Origin of the sequence: Mucilaginibacter sp. Mucisp86 (assembly GCF_047324315.1) — a bacterium.
Classification (GTDB): Bacteria; Bacteroidota; Bacteroidia; order Sphingobacteriales; family Sphingobacteriaceae; genus Mucilaginibacter.
Genome location: NZ_CP168503.1, coordinates 1,364,811 through 1,387,801 on the forward strand (window position 1 = coordinate 1,364,811; position 22,991 = coordinate 1,387,801).

Genomic DNA, 22,991 nt, shown 5'->3' on the forward strand with positions numbered 1-22,991 from the left:
AAGATGATGATTGTTTTGATTTGGGATTTTGTCTGAACCTGGATTAAACGGATTTAGGGATTCATCGGATTACTTTTACGCTCTGTTAATTCTTAAATCCTGTAAATTCTGATTCAGACAGTTTTCTCGCAAAGGAGCCAAGCCGCAAAGGTTTTCTTCTTAGCGCCTCTGCGTCTTTGCGCGCCTAAAATAACCTCCTTGCATTATAAATATTCAATCTCACTAAACCACACCCTACCCCATCAGCGAAATCAACGTAATCATTCAAAAAATCAACGGTCAACCGTTAAAATTTGTTAAATATTTTTCAAACCCCTTGCAAATACGAAAATCATCGTAGATATTTGTACGAAGAAATTCGTAATAAAGAGAGACAGATGGAAATTAAACCAACAGAAAGCGAACTTGAAATTTTACAGGTGATCTGGAAAAAGGGCCGGTGCACTGTACGTGAAGTTCACGAGGAGCTTGCTAAAAACAAGGATGCCGGTTACACCACTACCTTAAAACTCATGCAAATTATGCATGATAAGGGAATGGTTGAGCGCGACACCACTTCAAAAACCCATGTTTACAAAGCTTTATTCACAATGGAGCAGGCGCAAAGCAACGCTCTGGATAAAATCTTGTCTACTGTATTTAAAGGCTCCACTTCCGATTTGGTGATCCAGGCGCTTGGCCAGCACCGCGCATCAAAAGACGAGATTGACGCTATTAAAAATTTTTTGAATCAATTTGATCAGGACAAAAAATAAACGTGATGGAAAATTTATTCTATAATATAAGCCAGGTGTTGGGCGTAACTATTCTGCAATCGTTATGGCAGGGTTTGTTAGTATGGTTTGCCTTAAGGTTAGTGTTTATTTGCAGGCCGCAATTATCGGCCATAAAAAAGCACAATTGGGCCATGGGCGCCATGCTTGCCATAAGCGCCTGGTTTATATACACGTTTATCCATCAGTTCAGGCTGCACGAGTGGATCAATTATACATCTGCCAATGCGCCATCTCTATTACCACGTTTCTACCTGCCGCTGCATGAAGTAGCAGCCAAACCGCGAAGCAACTATTACGAATACGTTATAAAAGGCTATCTGCCTTATATATCGGCCCTTTACTTTGTTGGTTTGGTATTTAACCTGCTTAAAGTAAGCTTAAGCTGGCAAAGGATCAGCCTGATAAAACGTACCATGGTACCTGCCGACAGGCTGCAGGACTTTGCCGATGAGCTTTGCCAAAAGCTGGGTATTACTAAAAATGTGTGGGTAAACTTTAGCCGTATGGTTGATGCCCCCTGTATGATTGGTTTTTTAAGCCCTATCATTTTGTTGCCGATAACCCTTACTACATACTTATCGGCTACCGAGGTTGAAGCCATTTTACTGCACGAGCTATCACACATTAAACGCAACGATTACCTGCTGAACCTGATGCAGCAATTTATTTCCATACTGTTATTCTTTAATCCCTTTGCCCAATTAATTAACCGCATTATTAACCAGGAGCGCGAAAACAGCTGTGATGATCTGGTTGTGGCAACAACACAACAACCGTTAATCTATGCGCATGCCCTCCTTAAACTGGAGCAAACCAGGCAACAGCATTTACAGCTGGCCCTGGCTGCTAACGGCAAAAAATATCATTTATTAAACAGAATTGAACGCATCATGAAAACCAAGAAACCTATAGGCAATATCCGCCACCTGCTTGTGGCCATTGCTATAATGACTGCCGGCGTTAGCAGCATTGCCTGGCTAAACCCCACCATAAAAGATGGCAAACTAACTGTTAAAAAGGTTAGTGCCCCTGCTGCCTTACATGCCATATTTGTAGAAGACACTACCCACAAGGTTAAAACAAAAAAAGCAGTAGCTTATAAAAAGAAAACAACAGCCGAAATAGTTAAGGCTAAACAACGTCATGATTCTTTTAATTACGACGGCTTTAATGATCCCGAACTTGAAAAATTAAGTGCCGAAGTAAGCAAACAAGGCGAATTAATTGGTAAGTACTACGCCAGCGACGATTTTAAAAAGCAACAGGATATGCTTGAAGCAAAAAGCAAAGCATTGCAGGCTTATTACAACAGCGATGGCATGGAAAAAATGAAGCTCGAAATGGAAAAGATGGGCGAAGATTTCCAAAAGGAATATGGCGAAACATCTGAAAGCAAAAAAACAAGCGAACAGATGGGCGAAATTGGCCGCAAAATCGGCGCTTACTACAACAGTCCCGACTTTAAAAAGATGAATGAAGAGCTGGAAAAAAAGTATGGCATTCCGCATAACCGTGGCTACAATAGCTATAATGACGACAGAGATCCTAATTACAAAAAATACCAGGACGAACTGCAAAGCAAGATCCCTGCTGATGTTAAAAAGCAAACAGAACTGTTGAAAACGTTGGGCCAAAAGATCCGCAGCCGTTATGATTCGCCGGAGTTTATTGCCAAAAGGGAGCGCATGCAGGCCATGGGCGATAGCATGAGGTTAGCTTACGATAATCCTGATATGAAAAAGCTACAGGAGGATATGAAAAATATCGGCAAGCAAATGCGTAGCTTTCAGGACAGCCCTGAAATTAAAGCTGCCCAGCAGCGCCTCAAAGAAGCCAGCAAAAAATTACAGGATTATATGAAAAGTCCGGCCTTTAAGCAAAAAATGAAACTGTACCGCGATAAAATGGATAAAGACTTTGATTACAAGTTTGACACCGACGACAAAGAAGACGTAAAAGCCGACACAGCTACTAATTGATGTTAAGTCAGAAGCCCTAAGTCCTGCTTCGACTTTGAACTTTGGACTTAAGGCTTTCGACTCATCTCAACAAAGACTAAATAAATTAGCAAACAGTATTAAAAAATATTTTTTAAAGAGCCTTAATTTGTAATTTAGTGTCCTCAATAAAATGAGGACACTTTTTTTATGCTTCAAAAGCTAACCATTAATAACTATGCGCTTATCGACAACCTGGAGATAGGTTTTGATAGCGGTCTGAACATATTAACCGGCGAAACCGGTGCAGGTAAATCTATTATATTGGGTGCCTTATCACTCATTTTAGGGCAGCGGGCCGAAAGCAAATATTTTTTCAACCAACAAAAGAAATGCGTTATTGAAGGTACGTTCAAGATCAGTGGCTTTCATTTAGCCGATTTTTTTGAAGATAACGACCTGGATTACGAAACGGAAACCGTGCTTCGCCGCGAAATTTCTGCCGATGGCAAATCCCGTGCTTTTGTGAACGATACCCCGGTTAACCTTACCGCCTTGAAACAATTGGGTGAAAAACTGATCGATATCCATTCGCAGCATGCTACGCTGGAGATCAACGATCCGGAGTTTCAGTTATTGGTGGTTGATTCGGTTGCCCGTCATTCGGATTTGCTGTTTGATTATCAAACCAAATTCAAGGCATATAAAAAGTCATTAAGCAAACTTAACCAGCTCATCGCCGAAAATGACAAAGCCAAAGCTGATCTGGATTATTTCCAGTTTCAATTTGATGAGCTTGAAAAAGGCGTCCTTGTGACCGATGAACAGGAGTTACTTGAGCAGGAATTAAATACCCTTAACAACGCAGAAGAAATAAAACGCGCCCTGCTAAACGCCAACTACCTTTTACAGGATGGCGAAGCCGCTGCGCTACTCCAGTTAAAGGAAGCGGGGCAGGCTTTAGGCTCGATAGAAAAATATAACCCGGCCCTCGCCGAACTTCACCAGCGCATCAGCATCACTATTATTGAGCTTAAAGATGTCGCCGCCGAAATAGATGCTATTGAACAGCATACATTTGTTGATGAAGCCCGCGCCGAAGAGGTGAACAATCGCCTCAGCATGATCTATAATCTGCAAAAAAAGCACCGGGTAAGTACCATTGCCGAGCTATTGCAGATCCAGGAAGAATTATCAGAAAAAATACAGCAAGCTCTTTTTGGTGACGAAGCCATCGAAAAACTGCAAAAACAAATAGCTGCCGATAAAGCCAATTTGGAAAAACTGGCGGCAGAATTATCAGCCAATCGGCAAAAAGCTATCCCGGATATTGAAAAACAGGTACTGGCTACGCTGGCCGAAATGGGTATGAGTAACTCGAGTTTGAAAATTGAGCAAACGCCCCCCCCGCCCCCTAAAGGGGGTGCTGATAGTCCTAAAGCCATGCTTACGGCTTCGGGGACTGATAATATCCGTTTTTTGTTTTCGGCCAACAAAGGGCATGCTTTGGCAGAGATGAGCAAGGTAGCTTCGGGTGGTGAGCTTTCGAGGTTGATGCTGAGCATCAAATCCATTGTAGCGCAATACACTGCTTTACCTACCATTATTTTTGATGAGATTGACACCGGTGTATCCGGCGAAGTAGCTAACAAGGTTGGGCAGATCATGGAACGCTTAGCACAAAACCTGCAGGTAATCACAATCACCCACCTGCCGCAAATTGCCAGCAAAGGCCAAAGCCATTATTTTGTTTATAAAGATGATAGCGAGGCTGCTACATTTACCCGTATCAAGCAATTGAGCAATGACGAACGCGTATTGGAAATTGCCAAAATGCTAAGCGGAGACAAGCCAGGCGAAAGTGCTTTGCAGAATGCACGGGAATTGCTGAGTATATAATCTCACTCAATTAAACATATAACCTAAACCGCAATGAGATTATTTTTGTGTGCGATGATGCTTTTGGCTTCGTTTAAGTTATTGGCCCAGAAAAGTAAACCTGATACAGTTATTAAACGGGATACCATTAATATTCGGGGATACATTTATGACAGAATGGGTAGGCCCATTAAACACATCGGTTTAGAATCAACCAACCCCTGGATGGAAGCCCCTTCATGGCACGTTGGCGCTACCACTGATAGTAGCGGCTATTTCGAATTAAAAGGGGCTAAGTTTAATGATACGCTAACTTTTGAAAAAAGTGTATTGTACAATACCGTACCTGTTTATAATAAAGGTAGCAGGTATATGATCATCTACCTTGCCTCGCTGCCTCCTATAGATATAACGGACAAAAAACCTATTGCCGTTACCGCTGTACGTAAGCACCGGAAAATAACGCCATCATTTGATGTGATTTATAGCACTGCTAATATTGATAAATTTAGTTTTCAAGCGCCTCCCAAATTTGAAGGCGGAAACGAGCATTTTATTGAACTGATAAAACAGCAGTTGCATTATCCCCAAAAAGCCATTGATAACAACATTGAGGGATTGATAACGGTTGGTTTTCAGGTTGAACGTGATGGCTTTCCGGTTAATTTTAAAATACTGAAAGGCATAGGTTACGGCTGCGAAGAAGCTCTGATCAACATCATAAAATCCCTCTCCTGCTGGCGACCGGCTATTGAAAACGGCCGACCGGTTGTGGCAGCGCAAACTGTTTCGGTTGAATTTATACTAACTGATAAATAATTATAACTTTGCCCTAATTATAAAAACTTAACAAATGGCTTATAATTTATTAAAAGGCAAAAAAGGCATCATATTCGGTGCACTAAATGAGCAATCAATAGCCTGGAAAGTGGCACAACGCGCTGTACAGGAAGGTGCTGAAATTGTATTATCAAATGCCCCTATTGCTTTACGCATGGGCGAACTCAATAAACTGGCCGAAGAATGCAATGCGCCGGTTATTGGTGCCGATGTTACCAATGGCGATGATATCAACAATCTGTTCACTAAAACGCTTGAACACTTTGGCGGTAAGGTTGATTTCATCCTGCACTCGATAGGTATGAGCGTTAACGTACGCAAAAACATTCCATACTACGAAAACAACTACGAATTTACCCACAAAGGGTTTGATATATCTGCATTAAGCCTTCACCGCATTTTGCAAGCGGCTATGAAACATGATGCTATTAACGAATGGGGGTCGGTACTGGCTTTAAGCTACATCGCTGCCCAACGTTACTTCCCTGGCTACAATGATATGGCCGATAACAAAGCGGTATTGGAAAGCATAGCCCGTAACTTTGGTTACGAGTATGGTATGGCTAAAAAAGTACGTGTTAATACCATTTCTCAGTCGCCCACCCGCACTACTGCAGGTTCAGGTGTTAAAGGCTTTGACGGCTTTATCGAATTTGCCGAAAAAATGAGCCCGCTGGGTAATGCCGATGCTGATCAGTGTGCTGATTACTGCGTAACCATGTTCAGCGATCTGACTAAAATGGTTACTATGCAAAACCTGTATCACGATGGTGGTTTCTCGTTCACCGGCGTAACCCAGGCAGTTATTGATCAGATGGCTAAGTAATCTTAAAATATATCTTTAAACAAAAAAGGAGCTTTGCGTATTGCAAGGCTCCTTTTTTTGTTAGTACGATTAAATTACGGTACTAATACTATTTTAAGTTTTAATGGGCCGGGAATACCGTTTCCTGTAGGCACGCTTCCATCAGCGTTTTGCGCATCAATATACAGCGTACCTTTGGTATATACAAACCTATAGCTTATACCACCATAAACATCCGGCAATTGTTCATAAGTACCATTATCTTCCAGGTATACTAATACAGCACCATGATTATTATAATAATCGGTGATTTCAGGCACCGCTAAGGTAGTGGTATAACCGTTGATACTATTGTCAAGTACAAAATTTGGAGTGGTGTCAAAAATGGTAGTAGCGCTTGGACTGGTGGTTACATACTCCTTTTTACACGATGTTGCGGCAAGTACAATAGTGCAGCAAATTAAAGTCAAGATTTTTTTCATAAAGTATTGCGTTAGTTATTATAACTGTATGAACAAATTTTTGTTCAAAGGTTTAAACGTTTTTTAAATTATTTTATTTCGGACCATACTTTCTGAAGATTTTTCATGCCGCCATATTGCTTAACTAATATTTCATGTCCCCTCAAGGTCTCTCGCAGAAGGACCCTGAGGAACGACGAATCTGCATACCGTAGACATCAGGGTCCTCTCCGAGAGACCCTGAGGGAAGGTTGGATCATACTTTCTGAAGATTTTTTATGCAGCCACATTGGAAAACTAATATTTTAGTTTAAATTTAACTATGCGTAAGTCCTTGTTGTTTTTATTGTTACTATTACCCATAGGTAGTTTGGCCCAGGTAAAAATTACCGGAAAGGTAATTAACATGACCGATACCAAACCCGTACCCAATGCCAGCGTATTTTTAAATAACGCCCAAGTGGGCAACAAGACAGCCGATGATGGCACGTTTACCCTAAGCAATGTGAAGCCTGGTAAATATGATTTTATCATATCTATAGTAGGTTATGAAACTTACACCTATAGCCTGCAGGCCGGCAATGTAAATATCGACCTCGGTACAATCAGCATTATTCCTAAAACCTTTCAACTTAATGAGGTAAAGATCAGGCCCGATCCTAACCGCGAAAGATACTACGCTATTTTCAGGCAACAGTTCCTAGGTAGTTCTGAAAACGCTGCCCAGTGTAAAATACTGAATTCGGATGTGCTGGATTTTGACTACGATGATGTTACCCGGATTCTAAAGGCCACATCTCATGATTTTATGGAGATTGAAAATAAAGCACTAGGTTATCACATCAGGTATAAAGTAACCAACTTTAATTACAATCCTGCAAAGGCAATGTTATATTATGAGGGGATGTCGACCTTCGAAGATCTGAAAGGCTCCGAAAAACAAAAACGTAAATGGCACAAGCAACGGCAATTAGCTTATCTCGGTTCAAATATGCATTTCTACCGGGCGGCTATCAAGGATAGTCTTACAAGCGAAAACTTTGTGGTGATGCACCTGATCCGTAAACCCAACCCTAATTACAAAGGCGGACCGAATAATAAATACCTTCAAAGTCTGATCAACAAGCCGCTGGACAGGGCCGACTTTTTCAAACTGACAGATCAGGAAGGCTTATTTGCCATAGGCTATACAGACTGCCTGTATATCATGTATACGAAAAAAGGGCAGGATCCATCAAGTAGTGTTGTCCAGGCCTTTAATATGCCTAACAACGCCACCACCATCGTTTCCTTTGATGAACCCACCGTCTTTTTCGACAATAACGGTATAGTTGTAAATCCGCATGCTGTTGTTTATGAAGGCGACTGGGGCATAAGCCGCGTTGCCGAAATGCTGCCGGTTGATTATGAACCGGTGGTGGAGAAGAAGTAAGGTCTGAACTCGAATTAAACGAATTAAGGGAATTTGCTTTGCATTCTACCCATTCATTTAATTCAAAAAATTCGAGTTCTGACAAAAACAAAAGCCCCGTTCCGAAAAATCGAAACGGGGCTTTAATATTATTTACAGTACCGCAAAATTACTTTTGCTCTTCCTGCTCAGGTTTTTTGCTTTCGCCTTTTCTGTCGGTGATTTTGATCTCTTTGGTCTCGGTATCAAAATCAACTACCATCACATCTCCTTCGGCTAATTCGCCTTTAAGGATTTCCTCGGCAATTGGGTCTTCCAGGTATTTCTGGATAGCACGTTTAAGCGGTCTTGCACCAAACTGCGAATCGTAACCTTTATCGGCAATGAAATCTTTAGCTGCTTCGGTAAGCTCAATTTTGAAACCTAAGCCATTTACACGGCTAAACAGGTAAGCAAGCTCGATATCGATGATCTTGAAGATCTCTTCTTTACCTAATGAGTTAAATACGATAACATCATCAATACGGTTCAGGAACTCAGGTGCAAAAGCACGTTTCAGGGCGTTTTCGATAACACCGCGCGAGTGACTTTCGGCCTGTAAAGTTTTAGCGTTGGTGCTGAAACCTACACCCTGACCAAAGTCTTTCAACTGGCGGGCACCGATGTTTGATGTCATAATGATGATAGTGTTCCTGAAATCAACCTTACGGCCTAATGAATCGGTAAGCTGACCTTCATCCAATACCTGTAAAAGAATATTGAATACATCAGGGTGAGCTTTTTCGATCTCATCCAATAAAACCACCGCATATGGCTTACGACGAACTTTTTCAGTTAACTGACCACCTTCTTCATAACCTACGTAGCCCGGAGGCGCACCTACTAAACGAGATACAGCGAATTTCTCCATGTACTCGCTCATGTCAATCTGGATTAGGGCATCTTCAGTGTCAAACATAAAGCGGGCAAGCTCTTTGGCAAGCTCGGTTTTACCAACACCTGTAGGGCCTAAGAAAATGAATGAACCAATTGGTTTTTTAGGGTCTTTCAAACCGGCACGGGTACGTTGTATAGCACGGGTTAGCTTTTTGATCGCATCATCCTGACCAATGATCTTGCTGGCAACGGTATCGCTCATGTGCAACAGTTTCTGACTGTCGGCCTGGCCAACACGTTGTACCGGGATACCGGTCATCATTGATACTACTTCAGCAACATTATCTTCGGTTACAGTGTAACGTTTTGATTTTGTTTCGGCTTCCCAAACAGCTTTTGCCTGATCAAGCTCCACTAACAAATTCTTTTCGGTATCACGTAACTGTGCAGCTTCCTCGTATTTTTGACTGCGAACAACTTTGTTTTTCTCAATCTTGATCTGCTCTATCTTTTGCTCAATATCCAAAATGTTTTGAGGCACGTGGATATTGGTTAAGTGAACACGTGAACCAGCTTCGTCAAGCGCGTCGATAGCCTTGTCCGGTAAAAACCTGTCGGTAATATAACGGGTGGTTAAGTTAACGCAAGCATTAATAGCTTCAGGAGTATAAGTAACACCGTGGTGTTCTTCATATTTATCCTTAATGCGGTTCAAAATCTCAATAGTTTCAGTCGGCGTAGCCGGTTCAACCATTACCTTTTGGAAACGACGGTCCAAGGCACCATCTTTTTCAATATACTGGCGGTATTCATCTAAGGTAGTTGCGCCAATGCATTGTATCTCTCCCCTCGCCAAAGCTGGTTTAAACATATTTGATGCATCAAGCGAACCTGAAGCACCACCAGCGCCTACTATAGTATGGATCTCGTCAATAAATAAAATTACATCAGGTGATTTTTCCAATTCGTTCATTACCGCTTTCATACGCTCTTCAAACTGGCCACGGTATTTGGTACCGGCAACCAATGAGGCTAAATCAAGTGTAACTACACGCTTATTGAACAATACACGTGATACTTTGCGCTGAACAATGCGTAACGCAAGACCTTCGGCAATGGCCGATTTACCTACACCCGGCTCACCTATTAATATAGGGTTGTTCTTTTTACGGCGCGATAGAATTTGTGATACCCTTTCGATCTCTTTTTCACGACCAACAATAGGATCAAGCTTACCATCTTCGGCGGCGCGGGTTAAATCGCGGCCAAAGTTATCAAGCACCGGTGTTTTTGATTTAATGTCAGATACTTTTTTAGGCTGACTAAATGACTCTTCTTCTTTAAAGTCGTCATCGCCACCTGTAGGTGATCCCGGCATTTCGTCAGTAACGTCGTTTTTATGCGATTCAACTTCGCCTTTAAATACCTCGTAGTTCACATTGAACTGTACCAGGATCTGTGAGGCAATGTTGTCCTCATCGCGAAGGATAGACAACAGCAGGTGCTCTGTACCAATCACATCGCTTTTAAATATTTTGGCTTCCAGATAAGTTATCTTCAATACCTTCTCGGCCTGTTTTGTTAACGGGATGCTGCCGATATGTACGTTTGTTCCAATAGTTCCCTTTACTGCATCCTCAACGGCGCGGCGAAGTTTTGCGGTATCAACGTTCAATCCCTTCAGCAATTTAATTGCTACACCATCCCCATCGCGGATAAGCCCAAGCAAAAGATGTTCAGTACCTATATAGTCATGCCCAAGACGTAATGCCTCTTCCCTGCTATATTGAATAACATCCTTTACCCTCGGCGAAAATTTAGCTTCCATATATACCTTTCTAATTATTGAACGCCCTAATGTATAAATTATGTTTTTACAAATTACGACGCCTGTTTACTTTCATCAACAATATTGCCAACATTTAGAGCTTTGCAGAAACAGACATTGTAATGATACGCAATGTATCAAAGTTTGGCATCAATCAACAGTTTTTATCTGAAAAGCCCGCTAACAAGCATTTTTTTTACAATATACGAACGAAACTTACCTGTTTGATATAAATATCCTAAAAAAGTTTAAACAAATTTCAAATATTTAATAACATTTCCACCTTTTAAGGCATTTCGTCATAAACATGACAATTAGGCATTAGCCTGTAATTATCGTCATATAACTATATACGGCTAACACATTATGATGGTTGTGTATCTTCGTTTAAGGTTCAATTAAATTTAAATTAACATTATAACTCCAAAATCAGTTTAAAATTACTACTCCTAATCAATTAATCTGAGGCTTCCTTTTCAGCTATTTTAGCCATATTTGAATTTCTATTTATCGATCAATTATAATGGCAGACGAAAAGATAATTTTTTCAATGGCAGGGGTTAGCAAAGTTTATCCCCCGCAAAAAACAGTATTAAAAAACATATACCTGTCGTTTTTTTACGGCGCTAAAATTGGCGTTATCGGCTTAAATGGCTCCGGTAAATCGTCGTTGCTGAAGATCATTGCAGGTATTGATAAAACCAATATAGGCGAGGTTGTTTTTTCGCCGGGCTATACCGTAGGCTACCTGAGCCAGGAACCGGAGCTTGATCCGGAAAAAACTGTGCGTGAAATAGTTGAAGAGGGTGTTGCCGAAACCACCGCCTTACTGAAAGAGTACGAAGAGATCAACGAGAAATTCGGTCTTCCGGAGTATTATGAGGATGCCGACGCCATGGAAAAACTCATGAACCGCCAGGGCGAATTGCAGGACAAAATTGATGCTGTAAATGCATGGGAACTGGATAGCAAACTGGAACGCGCAATGGATGCCCTTCGTTGCCCTGAGCCGGATACCAAAATTTCGGTATTATCAGGTGGCGAGCGTCGCCGTGTGGCTTTATGCCGTCTGTTATTAAAGGAACCAGACGTGCTATTACTCGATGAGCCTACCAACCACTTAGACGCTGAATCTATTGATTGGCTGGAGCAACATTTACAACAATATAAAGGAACAGTTATAGCAGTAACGCACGACAGGTATTTCCTTGACAACGTTGCCGGCTGGATTCTCGAGCTCGACCGTGGAGAAGGTATCCCATGGAAAGGAAATTATTCCTCATGGCTCGATCAGAAAGCCAAGCGTTTGGCGCAGGAAGAAAAGAGCGAGAGCAAACGCCAGAAAACCCTGGAGCGTGAGCTGGAGTGGGTACGCATGGGACCAAAAGGCCGTCACGCCAAATCAAAAGCCCGATTAGGCAATTACGAAAAACTGGCATCCGAAGAAACCAAAGAACGCGAAGAAAAACTGGAGCTGTTTATTCCGCCAGGGCCGCGTTTAGGTAATGTGGTAATTGAAGCCAATGGCGTAAGCAAATCATATGGCGATAAATTATTGTTCGACAACCTGAGCTTTTCCTTACCTCCGGCTGGTATAGTGGGTATCATCGGTCCTAATGGCGCGGGTAAAACCACACTGTTCCGTTTAATTACCGGGCAGGACCAGCCGGATGCCGGTACTTTCCGCGTTGGTGAAACTGTAGCCCTGGGTTATGTTGACCAAATGCATGACGACCTTGACCCTAATAAATCTGTTTGGGAAAACGTAACCGGCGGTTTGGAAACTATCATGGTAGGTAATCGCCCGCTTAACTCAAGGGCATACGTATCTAAGTTTAACTTTAACGGCGCCGATCAGCAGAAGAAAGTAGGTGTACTATCGGGCGGTGAGCGTAACCGTGTTCACTTATCTATCACCCTTAAAAAAGGATCGAACGTACTGCTGCTGGATGAGCCCACCAACGATATCGACGTAAATACCTTACGTGCTTTGGAAGAAGCCCTGGAAAACTTTGGCGGCTGTGCCGTAGTGATCAGTCACGACCGCTGGTTCCTTGACCGTGTCTGTACGCACATCCTAGCCTTTGAAGGCAACTCACAAGTTTACTTCTTTGAAGGCAACTATTCTGATTACGAAGAGAACAGGAAGAAACGTTTGGGTGACATAGCGCCTAAAAGGATTAAGTATAAGAAGTTGACGGCGTAAAACTGCCGCAGGTTTAGCGATAGCGTAACCCGTGGTATAACACACAAAAGCTTTCAGCTTTATAATTGCTGCGGGTTATATTAACTTGCAGCAATTTTTTGTTGAACTCAATTACCTAAACGTTGACAAAATTCAAATCGGTTTTAAAAGCCCTCGATATAACCGTCGAAAATACTTTTTTCACGATTGCGTTTTTTACCGGCATTACTCTAACCTGTTTCGAGATAGGCTTATACAGGCTAACCTTTATCAATTTCTCTATTCCATTTTTTATCTGGGTACTTTCGGGGCTTTCCGCAACACCATTTCTTTTTAAAATCTTACCCAGGTATTTAGCAATTGACTCTTTGTTTAAACAGCTTGTATTTAACATACTGACTTGGGGAGGCATAGTACTTTACTCATTTATGGCGCTTAATTTTTATTGCACCGATGCAAACCCCACGTCGCTTTCATTAATAATAAATGATAAAGGCATATTAGCCAAAGGCCGTTCAGGGTGTGGCGAACCTTATGTTATTGTCAAACATGACAATTTTGAAAAACAAATCGTACTTCCCTGCGGTACATCAACAGATGGGTTCAAAACCATTGATTTAACTTTACGCAAAGGCTTGTTCGGCTTTGATATTATTGAGCGTAAAACCTTATCTAAATAATAAAATGGAACAACTTGAGCTGCTATTAAACAAATACAAGTTTGAACTAAGGCCTAAACCTCTGGAACAGGGTATTTTGGAAGCTATCCCCTTTCAATTGCCCGACGATTACAAATTTTACCTGGAAAATTACGAAGCGTTTGAAGGTTCTATAGGCAACGAATATGTACAATTTTGGAAGACCGATGAACTTTTAGAAGCAAACCAGGGATATGGTATTGCGAAATATCTCCCTAATGTTTTTGGCATAGGAGGCAATGGCGGCGGCGAATTTATAGGTATTGAGTTTTTAAGCAACAGGTATCATCGCATAATTCTTTCCGACTTAGTGAGTCTGGAAGAAGAATATTTTATAGAGATAGGCACGTCTTTTCAGATATGCTTATCCGATTGGATAATGGCAGAGAATGGTTTGACTAAAATAGAACAATAAAGCCACTTAAAACAGGGTGGCTTTAATGTTTATGCATGATACCAAAACTTACTTTATCCCGTAATGATCATTCATCAGTTTCTCAAATAAACCACCCGGCAAAATAGCTTTCAACGTGGGTACAATGGTCTGCCCAACCTGCCCTACCAGGTAACGGTGTTTAGGGCTTGATGAACCTACTATCGAAACCAGCTTTTTAGCTAATGATTCAGGGCTTGGGGCGATGCTTTCGTCTTTTTCCATAGCGGCAACGGCAGCATTGTACTCGGTTTCCAGTTTATCGTTTTTGATAGGGAATTTAACTTTCGCGCGGTTCTGGCTAAAGTCTGATTTAAAGTCGCCTGGGTTAAGCAAGGTTACTTTAACACCGGTGTTGCGCAGTTCCATTCTTAAACTTTGCGAATAACCTTCAATAGCATATTTTGAGGCGCTATACATGCCCTGGTATGGCAAACCGAATAAACCGGCCAATGAACTGATGTTAACGATCAATCCCTGGCCTTTCTCGATCATACCAGGCAATACAGCCGAGCTAACACGGATCACGCCAAAAAAGTTGACTTCAAACTGCTGCTTGGCACTTTCAACTGGCATAGCATATGCCGGACCGGTTACGCCGTTACCCGCGTTGTTCACCAATACATCAATTTTTCCCTCGGCTTTAATAATGGTATCAATAGCTACCTTTACCGAAGCATCGTCGGTAACATCAAGCTGAACAGGTTTAAATGATACGGATTTCATACGGTCGAGATTACGCGACGAACCGTAAACCGTATGGCCTGCTGCCTGTAAGGCATTGGCACAAGCCAGGCCGATACCAGAAGATGCTCCTGTTACTAATATTACCTTTTTCATTGTTGTAAGGGTGAGTTGTTTTGTTTGATTGTTTATTGGTTTGCTTGTGCCGTTTTTCGGCAGCGTAAAGATGTGAATTTATATCCCAGCAAAACAAGGGGATAGGTTAAAAATAATGTTGGCTACATGAAAAATTCACTAAAGGAGAAAGAACCAATAAAAATTGTCATTTCGAAACGAGGAACGAGTGAGAAATCTTGTACGCCCTATTAAGCCGACAAGCAAGGCCGCTTTGCCACGCGTACAAGATTTCTCTTTCGCCCCGGCGCGCTATCCCTGCCCCGCTCTATCGAAATGACACTTTTTGAGTTTGCTTTTATTACTCTTACCCTTCTTTTATCCCCTCCTCGCCCGGAGCATGAATTTCCCGCAGTGACAATGGAATTAACTTTTTAGTTTTCAAATATGTAACTCCAACGATAAGCATGGTCATACTACCACCAAAAATTACCGATGGAACAGTGCCCAGCAGTTGTGCGGCAGTGCCCGATTCAAAAGCACCGATTTCATTTGAAGAACCGATAAACATCTGGTTAACCGCCGATACCCTGCCACGCATATGATCGGGCGTTAAAAGCTGCATCAACGTACCGCGGATAATCACACTGATACTATCAAAGGCACCTTCAGTAAAAATGAATAACAGCGACAAATAAAAATTAGTGGATAAACCAAAACATAAAATTGACAAGCCAAAGCCGGTTACGGCAATAAGCAGGTTACGCCACGGCTTGCCCATTGGCGAAAAACGCGTCATCACCAGCATGGTCAGCACCGCTCCCAATGACGACATAGCCCTCATGATGCCCAATCCCTCAGCACCTACCTTCAATATCTCGTTGGCAAAAACCGGCAGCAAAGCAACTGCACCACCAAAAAATACCGAAAACAAATCGAGACTCATAGCGCCTATCATCATCTTATTGCTGAATACAAAATGGATACCTTCTGAAAGACTTTTCCAGATACTTTCTTTAGGAACATATTGTGCCGGATATTTTCTGAGCATAAAAACCAGCACTAATGATACCAACAGCAAAAACAGGATACAGCCAAAAACGGCGGTAATGCCTGTTAAACCGGGTACTATCTTATCGGCATAACCATATATCAGACCACCTGCGGCCGGACCCAAAATAGAGGCTACCTGCCAGCTACTGCTACTCCAGGTACTACCATTAGGGTATAATTCTTTAGGGATACTGTTAGCATAAATGGTAAAAGTAGCCGGGCCATAAAAAGCGCGGGCCACACCATTACAAAATATCATGGAGTACATGATAGGCACTATCCATGCTGCATGAATAATATTGCTCATGCTTTTGAGCGTAACAGTAAACATAACCAGCGATGTCAGTAAAACGCCGCTAAAGATGAGCAAAAGCATTTTTCGCTTTTCAGACTTATCGGCGATATATCCGCCGTACAAAGCAATACCAATAGCCGGAATAGCCTCGCACAGGCCAATGTAGCCAAGCGCTATTTTACTATGGGTGATGCTGTAAATATAAAAGCCGAGGACTACGGCCTGCATGGAATATGCAAAGGTGAAACAAAAACGCATGCCTATGTAAGATCTGAAATCTTTATAACGCAATGCTGCAAAGGAGTCTACTTTCCGGGGTTTACTATCGCCTTCTTCGGTCACTATTTATTATTTTTTAGATGTGCCGCAAAGGTAGTAAAAAAAGAACCTTGATTAATAGGATTAGAGGATTGCCATGAGACGAAGACTTACGAAGTTTTAAAAACTTCGTAAGTCTGGGTTCGACGGTAACTGAGTATCATAGCCATCCTTTAATCCTAAAAATCACGATTACAACCCGTGCTGATCTATCAAATAAATTAATGCTGCCATGCCTGCCGCGCCAAGTTCAAGCTCGCGTTTGTTTACGTTTTCAAAAACGTCTTTAGCGGTGTGGTGCAAGTCGAAATAACGTTGCGAATCCGGGCGGAAGCCGATCAGCACTACGCCCGGCAAGGCTTCCTTCATCGGTTCTATATCGGTACCGGCACCGCCAATGGTCAACTTGTCAACATCGTAAGGTTCCAGTATTGATTTAAAGTTATCGTTAACTTTTTTAATAAAATCTTTTGATACATCAGCAAAGCTGAATCCGCGTGGCGTAAAGCCGCCTTCATCTGTTTCAATTGCTGCGATGTGCTGCTCCTTGTTTTGAGCAGCCAGTTCGGCATATTTGGTGCCGCCTTTATGGCCGTTCTCTTCGTTCATGAAAAGCACCGCACGTACCGAGTTTTTAGGTTTGTATCCTACGGTTTTAAAAATGCGTAGAACTTCAACCGACTGCATTACGCCTGTCCCGTCATCATGTGCGCCTTCGGCCAAATCCCATGAATCAAGGTGGCCGCCAACGGTGATAAACTTGTTGGGATTTTCAGAACCGGTTATCTCGCCAATTACGTTGTATGATTTTACATCGGGCAACAGCTCACAGTTTTGTTTAAAGTAGAATTTAGCAGCCGGGAATTTTCTTAGCTTAAGCATAGCACTCAGCTTATTGGCCGCTTTTGTAGAGATAGCCGCTGCCGGAATGATTTTGCTGCCAGGAGTAGCCAGTGTAGCGCCTGTATGCGGGTAATCGTCAATAATTTCGGTAAGGGAACGTACTATTGCACCAATCGCGCCAAGTTTGGCTGCTACAGCAGGCCCCATAAAACGCTGATCGCCGGCATTGCCGTAGGCTGCCCCCGTTTCAATAAAGCGAGGGTCAAAGGCGCGGTTAAAGAAAACGATCTTTCCTTTTACCACATTTTCGCCAAGGCTTTCCAGTTCCTTGATACTTTTAACTTCTATAACATTGGCAGTGATACCGGCTTTTGGTGTAGCTATGCTCATGCCCAGGGCAACAATAGGCACCGGGATGCGGGTTTTGCCATCAATAATGGCAGCTTCTTCTTTTGCTCCGCGAACCCAGTGCGGCACCATCACCTCCTGCAAATAAACCTTATCAAAGCCATAGTCTCCCATCAGCTTTTTGCTCCAGTCAACAGCTTTTTGCGCATTGGCCGAACCGCTGATCCGTTGGCCTATATTTTTACACAGGTAATGCAGATTTTCATAACATTGGCCGTTAACCAATGCTTCATCGTACATTTTTCGGATAGTTAAGGAATCCTGTGCTTTTACCTGAATACACAGCAACGCAGCAGCAGAAAATAGTAAGGAAAATTTCTTCATATATAAATAGTAAGATCAGTTTTAACAAATGTACTATTTGAGGGGCAAAGGGCGAAGGGCGGCGAAGCTTATTATTGAAGAAATTGGCGGTGATCCCGTTCTGTAGACAGTATTTCATAATAGACATATCTAAAAAATGTCATTGCGAGCGCAGCGTGGCAATCGCATGCTATTACAGGGCGGATTTACTTCTGTGCGATTGCTTCCTACCACGCAATGACATGCGGCTTGGGGTTATCAGTTTTATTTAAAGCCGCTACGATATCTTATCCCAGCTCAACCCGGCATTCTTTACTTCAAAGGCATGATGCAAAATCTGGTTTTCGGGATGGGCCAGTTGCGGGTCTTTTTCAAATATGGTTTCAACACACTTGCGCACCTTAAAAAGCAGCTCCTGATCGGTAGCCAGGTTAGCCAGCTTCAAATCAACCACACCACTTTGCTGGGTGCCTTCAATATTGCCGGGGCCACGCAATTGCAGATCGATCTCTGAAATTTCAAATCCATTATTGGTTTTCACCATAGTATCCAGACGAATCTTGCCATCATTACTCAGTTTATGACTGCTCATCAAAATACAATAGGATTGCTCGGCCCCCCGCCCTACCCTGCCCCTTAATTGGTGCAGTTGCGACAGGCCAAAGCGTTCGGCATTTTCGATAATCATTACAGAGGCATTGGGTACATTCACGCCTACTTCTATTACAGTAGTGGCTACCATGATCTGCGTTTCATGCTTGATAAAACGCTGCATTTCAAAATCTTTATCGGCAGGTTTCATTTTACCATGCACAATACTCAGGCGGTAATCAGGCAGCGGAAACTCGCGCGACATGGCTTCAATACCATCCTCCAGGTTTTTAAGGTCGAGCTTTTCACTTTCCTGTATCAGCGGATATACCACGTAGATCTGCCTGCCCAATGCTATTTCCTGTTTCATAAAACCAAACATGCGCAAACGCTGGTTTTCATAAAAATGAACAGTTTTGATAGGCTTACGCCCGGCCGGCAACTGGTCAATTACTGATACATCAAGGTCTCCATATAACGTCATAGCCAGCGTACGCGGGATAGGAGTAGCCGTCATTACTAAGATATGCGGCGGGACAATATTTTTACGCCATAGTTTCGAACGTTGCTCAACACCAAAACGGTGCTGCTCATCAATCACCACAAAACCAAGGTTTTTAAACTGCACTTTATCCTCAATGAGGGCATGTGTACCAACCAGTATCTTCAGATCACCATCTTCAAGTTTCTGGTGTAAAATCTTGCGTTCTTTTTGCTTGGTTGAACCTGTTAACAAAGCTACCTCAATAAAATCATCACCAACCAGGCTTTTAATTGTTTGATAATGCTGGGTAGCTAAAATCTCGGTAGGCGCCATAATACAGGTTTGAAAACCGTTATCAATAGCTATCAGCATGCTCATCAACGCCACCACAGTTTTACCGCTTCCCACATCACCCTGCAACAGGCGGTTCATTTGTATACCGCGCTGTGTATCCTGCCGAATCTCCTTCAATACCCGCTTCTGCGGATCGGTAAGGGTAAAAGGCAGCTTGTTATGATAAAACTCATTGAAATAATGCCCCACCTTATCAAACACATTTCCCTTAAACTTTTGGGTATGCAGTAGTTTATTCTTAAGCAATTTAAGCTGAAGGAAAAACAGCTCTTCAAACTTCAGGCGGATCAATGCCTCATTAAGCAACGTAGCATCGCCCGGGAAATGAATGTTCCGGTAAGCATCGGCCCGGTTAAGCAACTTAAACTGGTTGATGACATATAAAGGCAGGTTTTCGCGGATATCTTTAGCATGCAGATCAAGCAACACTGCAGTAAGCTTTTGAATCCCTTTAGTATCCAGCGAAAACTGCTTAAGTTTTTCTGTAGAGTTATAAACAGGTTGTAAGGAAAGATTACCCTGCTTTTGAGCCCCCGGCACATACAGTTCCATTTCGGGATGCGCCATCTGGGGCATCATGTTAAAAAAGCCGGGCTTGCCAAACAGTATATAAACCTTACCGGGGATGATGGTCTTCTCTATCCAGTTAATACCTTTAAACCATACCAGCTCAATAATGCCAGTATCATCTTTGGCCTTTACCACCAGGCGCCGGCTTTGTTTTTCACCTACAATGTCTTTGCTTACAATACGGGCCAGTACCTGTACATAAGGTAGCTCCTCCCGTATTTCCCTTACCTTGTAAAAGCGGGTACGATCAATATACCTGAACGGGAAATGGCGCAGCAAGTCTTCGAATGTATGCAGCTCGAGCTCCTTTTTCAAAACCTCGGCCCTCGACTGGCCTACACCTTTTAAATATACAAGTGGCGTTTGAAAAGGGTTCATTGATTAACTGTTTAACCTTTCGCTGTAGCGTTAGCGTAAAATTTTAGTTGATATAACTTTAAGTTCGATCCGGATGCAGATGTAGTCTGAACCCGAATTTATGGAATTAAAGAATTATTAGAAAGCGAGTAAAATTTCTTAATTAGTTTAATCAGGTCAGACAACAAAAAATGGCTGTAAACTGCCTACTCTAAACTATAAACTGAATTTGGGCATTCCTGTGGCCGGGCTATACGCTCATACGCCTGCAGGCCTTAGGCTCAGGCCGGTATCCGCTCCTATCCCTAACGCAACCCGGGTGATAAAAAGCCCTCCCTTTCGGGGAGGGTTGGGTGGGGTTTATTTAACTGCAATAACCGAGATCTCCACATTCACTCCTTTAGGTAAAGCGGATACCTGGATAGTTTCGCGGGCCGGAAAATCGGCAGTAAAATAGGTGCCGTATACTTCATTAACCTGTACAAAATTTTGCAGATCGGTTAAGAAGATACTTGTTTTTACTATGTTATCGAAACCTAAACCGGCTTCGGTTAAAATAGCTTTGATATTCTCCATCACTTGTGTAGCCTCAGCTTTGATGTCGCTGCTAATAAGTTCGCCACTTAGCGGATCGATAGGGATCTGGCCCGAAACAAATAAAAAACCACCAGCTAAAGTAGCCTGGCTATATGGCCCTATTGGGGCAGGTGCATTGTTGGTATTGATGATTGTTTTCATTTTTTAAGTATAAATACCTGTACCAGTTTCCAGATGATCCCGGCCAGGAACATAATAATAGCCAGTGCATTTATAAAATGCATCACCCTCAAATTAAAATTGTCGGGGCGGTTCGGATCTTTTTTCCTGAAGAAATACATTACACAAACTTACATAAAATTTCGCCGCTGTAAACCCATACTTATTATATAAGGTACAACTATAAAACACAAAACCTTATAAAAACAAAGAAGGCTCCGGGTTATCCGGAGCCTTCGCAAATAATATTTAATCAGATATTATTTCTTTTTGAATTGAACACGACGGTTAAGTACGCGACCTTCTTCAGTTGAGTTGTCAGCAATTGGGTTAGTTTCACCGTAACCTTTTACTTTCACTTTCTTAGCATCAACACCAGAGTTAACTAAGTAAGTTTTTACTGAGTTAGCACGGTCTTTAGATAAAGATAAGTTGTGAGCAGCAGTACCTTCAGATGAAGCGAAACCGTCAACTTCAATAGCTGAACCAGATGAACGTAAGTCAGCTGAAGTAGCATCTAACACAGGGTAAGATGAAGTACGTAATACTGAGCTATCAAATTCAAACTGGATGTTTGAGTAAGCAGCAGCAGCTGGAGCAGCAGCAACAGTATCTTTAGGGAATACGATAACGCAACCAGAACCATCAACTACGCTACCTGCAGCAGTACCTGGGCATTTGTCAAACTGATCAGCAACACCGTCACCGTCAGAGTCTTTTTTCAGGTCGTTAACAGCAGTTTCAACGTTAGCAACACGGCCTTTTAAAGCTTCAACTTCCTGACGTAAAGCTGCATCATACAGTTCGTCATACATCATAGCTACCGGGTTAACCCACTCTAATACTGGTTTTGATTTTGAACCTAAAGTAAAGGCTAAACCAGCATAAGCATATGAGTAGTGGTCTTTAGTTGGATAAGATTTGTTGTAACCGTCAAAGTTATCAGCATCAACATAAGTTTGAGTATAACCCAAATCTAATGCTACCGCATCGCTTAAACGGAACTTAACACCAGCACCAACTGGAACAACAAACTCTTTTACATAGTGGCTGCCACTAGATGTTGGGTTATGGAAATGAAATTCATCAGCACCTACCCTGGTTACTTTTGGATCATAAAAAGCCATACCGGCACCACCTTTTAAGTAGAAGTTAACTGCGTTTTTACGACGGATGAAATCGATGGTAGCAACGTTAACTACAGCACTTAAGCTTGCTTGCCAAAAGCGGGTGTCATAAGATACGTAATCGCCTGTTGCAGTAGGAGCAGGGTCATTTTTACCTTTAACTTTACCGCCAGTAACATCTAATTGTAAAGCGAAAGAATGTGCTAACTGCTCTTTTAAATAAATACCGTAGCCATAGCTAACAGAATGAGAGTTAAAATCATTGTTACGGCCACCGGTAGCAATAACTGGTGAAGTAACACCACCATTGATACCAATGCTAAATTTCCTGTACTGACCTAAACCACCAAATACCTTAGCGGTTTGGGTTTCAGATGACGTTGTAGTTGCTGTTGTTTTGGTTGAATCGGTCTGCGCTTGAGACAAACCAGCAACCATCAAAGAAGCAAATGACAATGCGACTGTTTTCTTTAATGTAGAATAATTCATAGTTTTTAAGATTAAACGATTTTAATTGTGATTTTTTTCAAATTTAGTAATTATGTTTGAATCCATGACCAAACATTGTTCCAAAAATTGTAATAGTTACACAAATAACTAAAAAAA

Annotated in this window: 18 protein-coding genes; 9 read left to right on the plus strand and 9 right to left on the minus strand. The window is 42.1% G+C overall.

Annotated features, from left to right (window positions below):
* Window positions 1–377 precede the first annotated feature (377 nt).
* The 5 genes from ACEN9X_RS05550 to ACEN9X_RS05570 all read left to right on the plus strand — a co-directional run bounded on the left by ACEN9X_RS05550 (window position 378) and on the right by ACEN9X_RS05570 (window position 6,257).
* Complete coding sequence (locus tag ACEN9X_RS05550; RefSeq protein ID WP_090528727.1) at window positions 378–755, plus strand: BlaI/MecI/CopY family transcriptional regulator; 378 nt, start codon at window positions 378–380, stop codon at window positions 753–755.
* A gap of 5 nt (window positions 756–760) precedes the next feature.
* Window positions 761–2,755 carry a M56 family metallopeptidase gene (locus ACEN9X_RS05555; RefSeq protein WP_413669457.1) on the plus strand — a complete coding sequence of 665 codons (1,995 nt, stop codon included), beginning with the start codon at window positions 761–763 and terminating at the stop codon, window positions 2,753–2,755.
* 168 nt (window positions 2,756–2,923) lie between these two features.
* Window positions 2,924–4,612, plus strand: a complete 1,689-nt coding sequence (gene recN, locus ACEN9X_RS05560) for a DNA repair protein RecN (protein WP_413669458.1) — start codon at window positions 2,924–2,926, stop codon at window positions 4,610–4,612.
* 33 nt (window positions 4,613–4,645) lie between these two features.
* Entirely contained in the window at window positions 4,646–5,410 is a 765-nt protein-coding gene (locus ACEN9X_RS05565) for an energy transducer TonB (RefSeq protein WP_413669459.1), read from the plus strand.
* A 34-nt stretch (window positions 5,411–5,444) separates the two neighbouring features.
* Window positions 5,445–6,257 (plus strand): enoyl-ACP reductase, encoded by an 813-nt coding sequence (locus ACEN9X_RS05570; protein WP_091217560.1) that lies wholly within the window; start codon window positions 5,445–5,447, stop codon window positions 6,255–6,257.
* Between the two features lie 74 nt (window positions 6,258–6,331).
* Here ACEN9X_RS05570 and ACEN9X_RS05575 read toward each other — a convergent pair whose 3' ends face one another.
* On the minus strand, window positions 6,332–6,718 hold the full coding sequence (locus ACEN9X_RS05575; RefSeq protein ID WP_121223957.1) for a hypothetical protein: 387 nt from the start codon (window positions 6,716–6,718) through the stop codon (window positions 6,332–6,334).
* Between the two features lie 301 nt (window positions 6,719–7,019).
* Between ACEN9X_RS05575 and ACEN9X_RS05580 the strand changes: the two genes are divergently transcribed.
* A complete protein-coding gene (locus ACEN9X_RS05580) occupies window positions 7,020–8,129 on the plus strand; it encodes a carboxypeptidase-like regulatory domain-containing protein (protein ID WP_413669460.1) in 1,110 nt (369 codons plus the stop codon).
* Window positions 8,130–8,277: 148 nt separating this feature from the next.
* On the opposite strand, the gene ACEN9X_RS05585 is transcribed toward ACEN9X_RS05580, so the two are convergent.
* Window positions 8,278–10,812, minus strand: coding sequence for an ATP-dependent Clp protease ATP-binding subunit (locus tag ACEN9X_RS05585; RefSeq protein WP_413669461.1), 2,535 nt, complete (start codon window positions 10,810–10,812; stop codon window positions 8,278–8,280).
* 523 nt (window positions 10,813–11,335) lie between these two features.
* Between ACEN9X_RS05585 and ettA the strand changes: the two genes are divergently transcribed.
* The 3 genes from ettA (at window position 11,336) to ACEN9X_RS05600 (ending at window position 14,110) form a co-directional block, all read left to right on the plus strand.
* Window positions 11,336–13,018 (plus strand): energy-dependent translational throttle protein EttA, encoded by a 1,683-nt coding sequence (gene ettA / locus ACEN9X_RS05590; protein WP_413669462.1) that lies wholly within the window; start codon window positions 11,336–11,338, stop codon window positions 13,016–13,018.
* A gap of 122 nt (window positions 13,019–13,140) precedes the next feature.
* Window positions 13,141–13,677 (plus strand): hypothetical protein, encoded by a 537-nt coding sequence (locus ACEN9X_RS05595; protein ID WP_413669463.1) that lies wholly within the window; start codon window positions 13,141–13,143, stop codon window positions 13,675–13,677.
* A gap of 4 nt (window positions 13,678–13,681) precedes the next feature.
* Window positions 13,682–14,110, plus strand: a complete 429-nt coding sequence (locus ACEN9X_RS05600) for an SMI1/KNR4 family protein (protein ID WP_413669464.1) — start codon at window positions 13,682–13,684, stop codon at window positions 14,108–14,110.
* Between the two features lie 48 nt (window positions 14,111–14,158).
* Here the strand turns inward: ACEN9X_RS05600 and ACEN9X_RS05605 are convergent, their stop codons facing one another.
* From ACEN9X_RS05605 to ACEN9X_RS05635, 7 genes are all read right to left on the minus strand, one after another.
* The gene (locus ACEN9X_RS05605) at window positions 14,159–14,968 is read right to left on the minus strand and encodes an SDR family oxidoreductase (protein WP_413669465.1); all 810 of its coding nucleotides are present in this window, start codon (window positions 14,966–14,968) and stop codon (window positions 14,159–14,161) included.
* A 325-nt stretch (window positions 14,969–15,293) separates the two neighbouring features.
* Window positions 15,294–16,616 carry an MFS transporter gene (locus ACEN9X_RS05610; protein ID WP_413669466.1) on the minus strand — a complete coding sequence of 441 codons (1,323 nt, stop codon included), beginning with the start codon at window positions 16,614–16,616 and terminating at the stop codon, window positions 15,294–15,296.
* Between the two features lie 168 nt (window positions 16,617–16,784).
* Complete coding sequence (locus tag ACEN9X_RS05615) at window positions 16,785–18,167, minus strand: M20/M25/M40 family metallo-hydrolase (RefSeq protein ID WP_413669467.1); 1,383 nt, start codon at window positions 18,165–18,167, stop codon at window positions 16,785–16,787.
* Window positions 18,168–18,423: 256 nt separating this feature from the next.
* Complete coding sequence (gene recG, locus ACEN9X_RS05620) at window positions 18,424–20,523, minus strand: ATP-dependent DNA helicase RecG (protein WP_413669468.1); 2,100 nt, start codon at window positions 20,521–20,523, stop codon at window positions 18,424–18,426.
* A gap of 339 nt (window positions 20,524–20,862) precedes the next feature.
* Window positions 20,863–21,240, minus strand: a complete 378-nt coding sequence (locus ACEN9X_RS05625) for a RidA family protein (protein WP_091217590.1) — start codon at window positions 21,238–21,240, stop codon at window positions 20,863–20,865.
* On the minus strand, window positions 21,237–21,380 hold the full coding sequence (locus ACEN9X_RS05630) for a DUF6728 family protein (protein WP_162997005.1): 144 nt from the start codon (window positions 21,378–21,380) through the stop codon (window positions 21,237–21,239). The genes ACEN9X_RS05625 and ACEN9X_RS05630 overlap by 4 nt, the downstream gene beginning before the upstream one ends.
* Before the next feature lie 138 nt (window positions 21,381–21,518).
* The gene (locus ACEN9X_RS05635) at window positions 21,519–22,874 is read right to left on the minus strand and encodes an OmpA family protein (protein ID WP_413669469.1); all 1,356 of its coding nucleotides are present in this window, start codon (window positions 22,872–22,874) and stop codon (window positions 21,519–21,521) included.
* Between the last annotated feature and the right edge of the window lie 117 nt (window positions 22,875–22,991).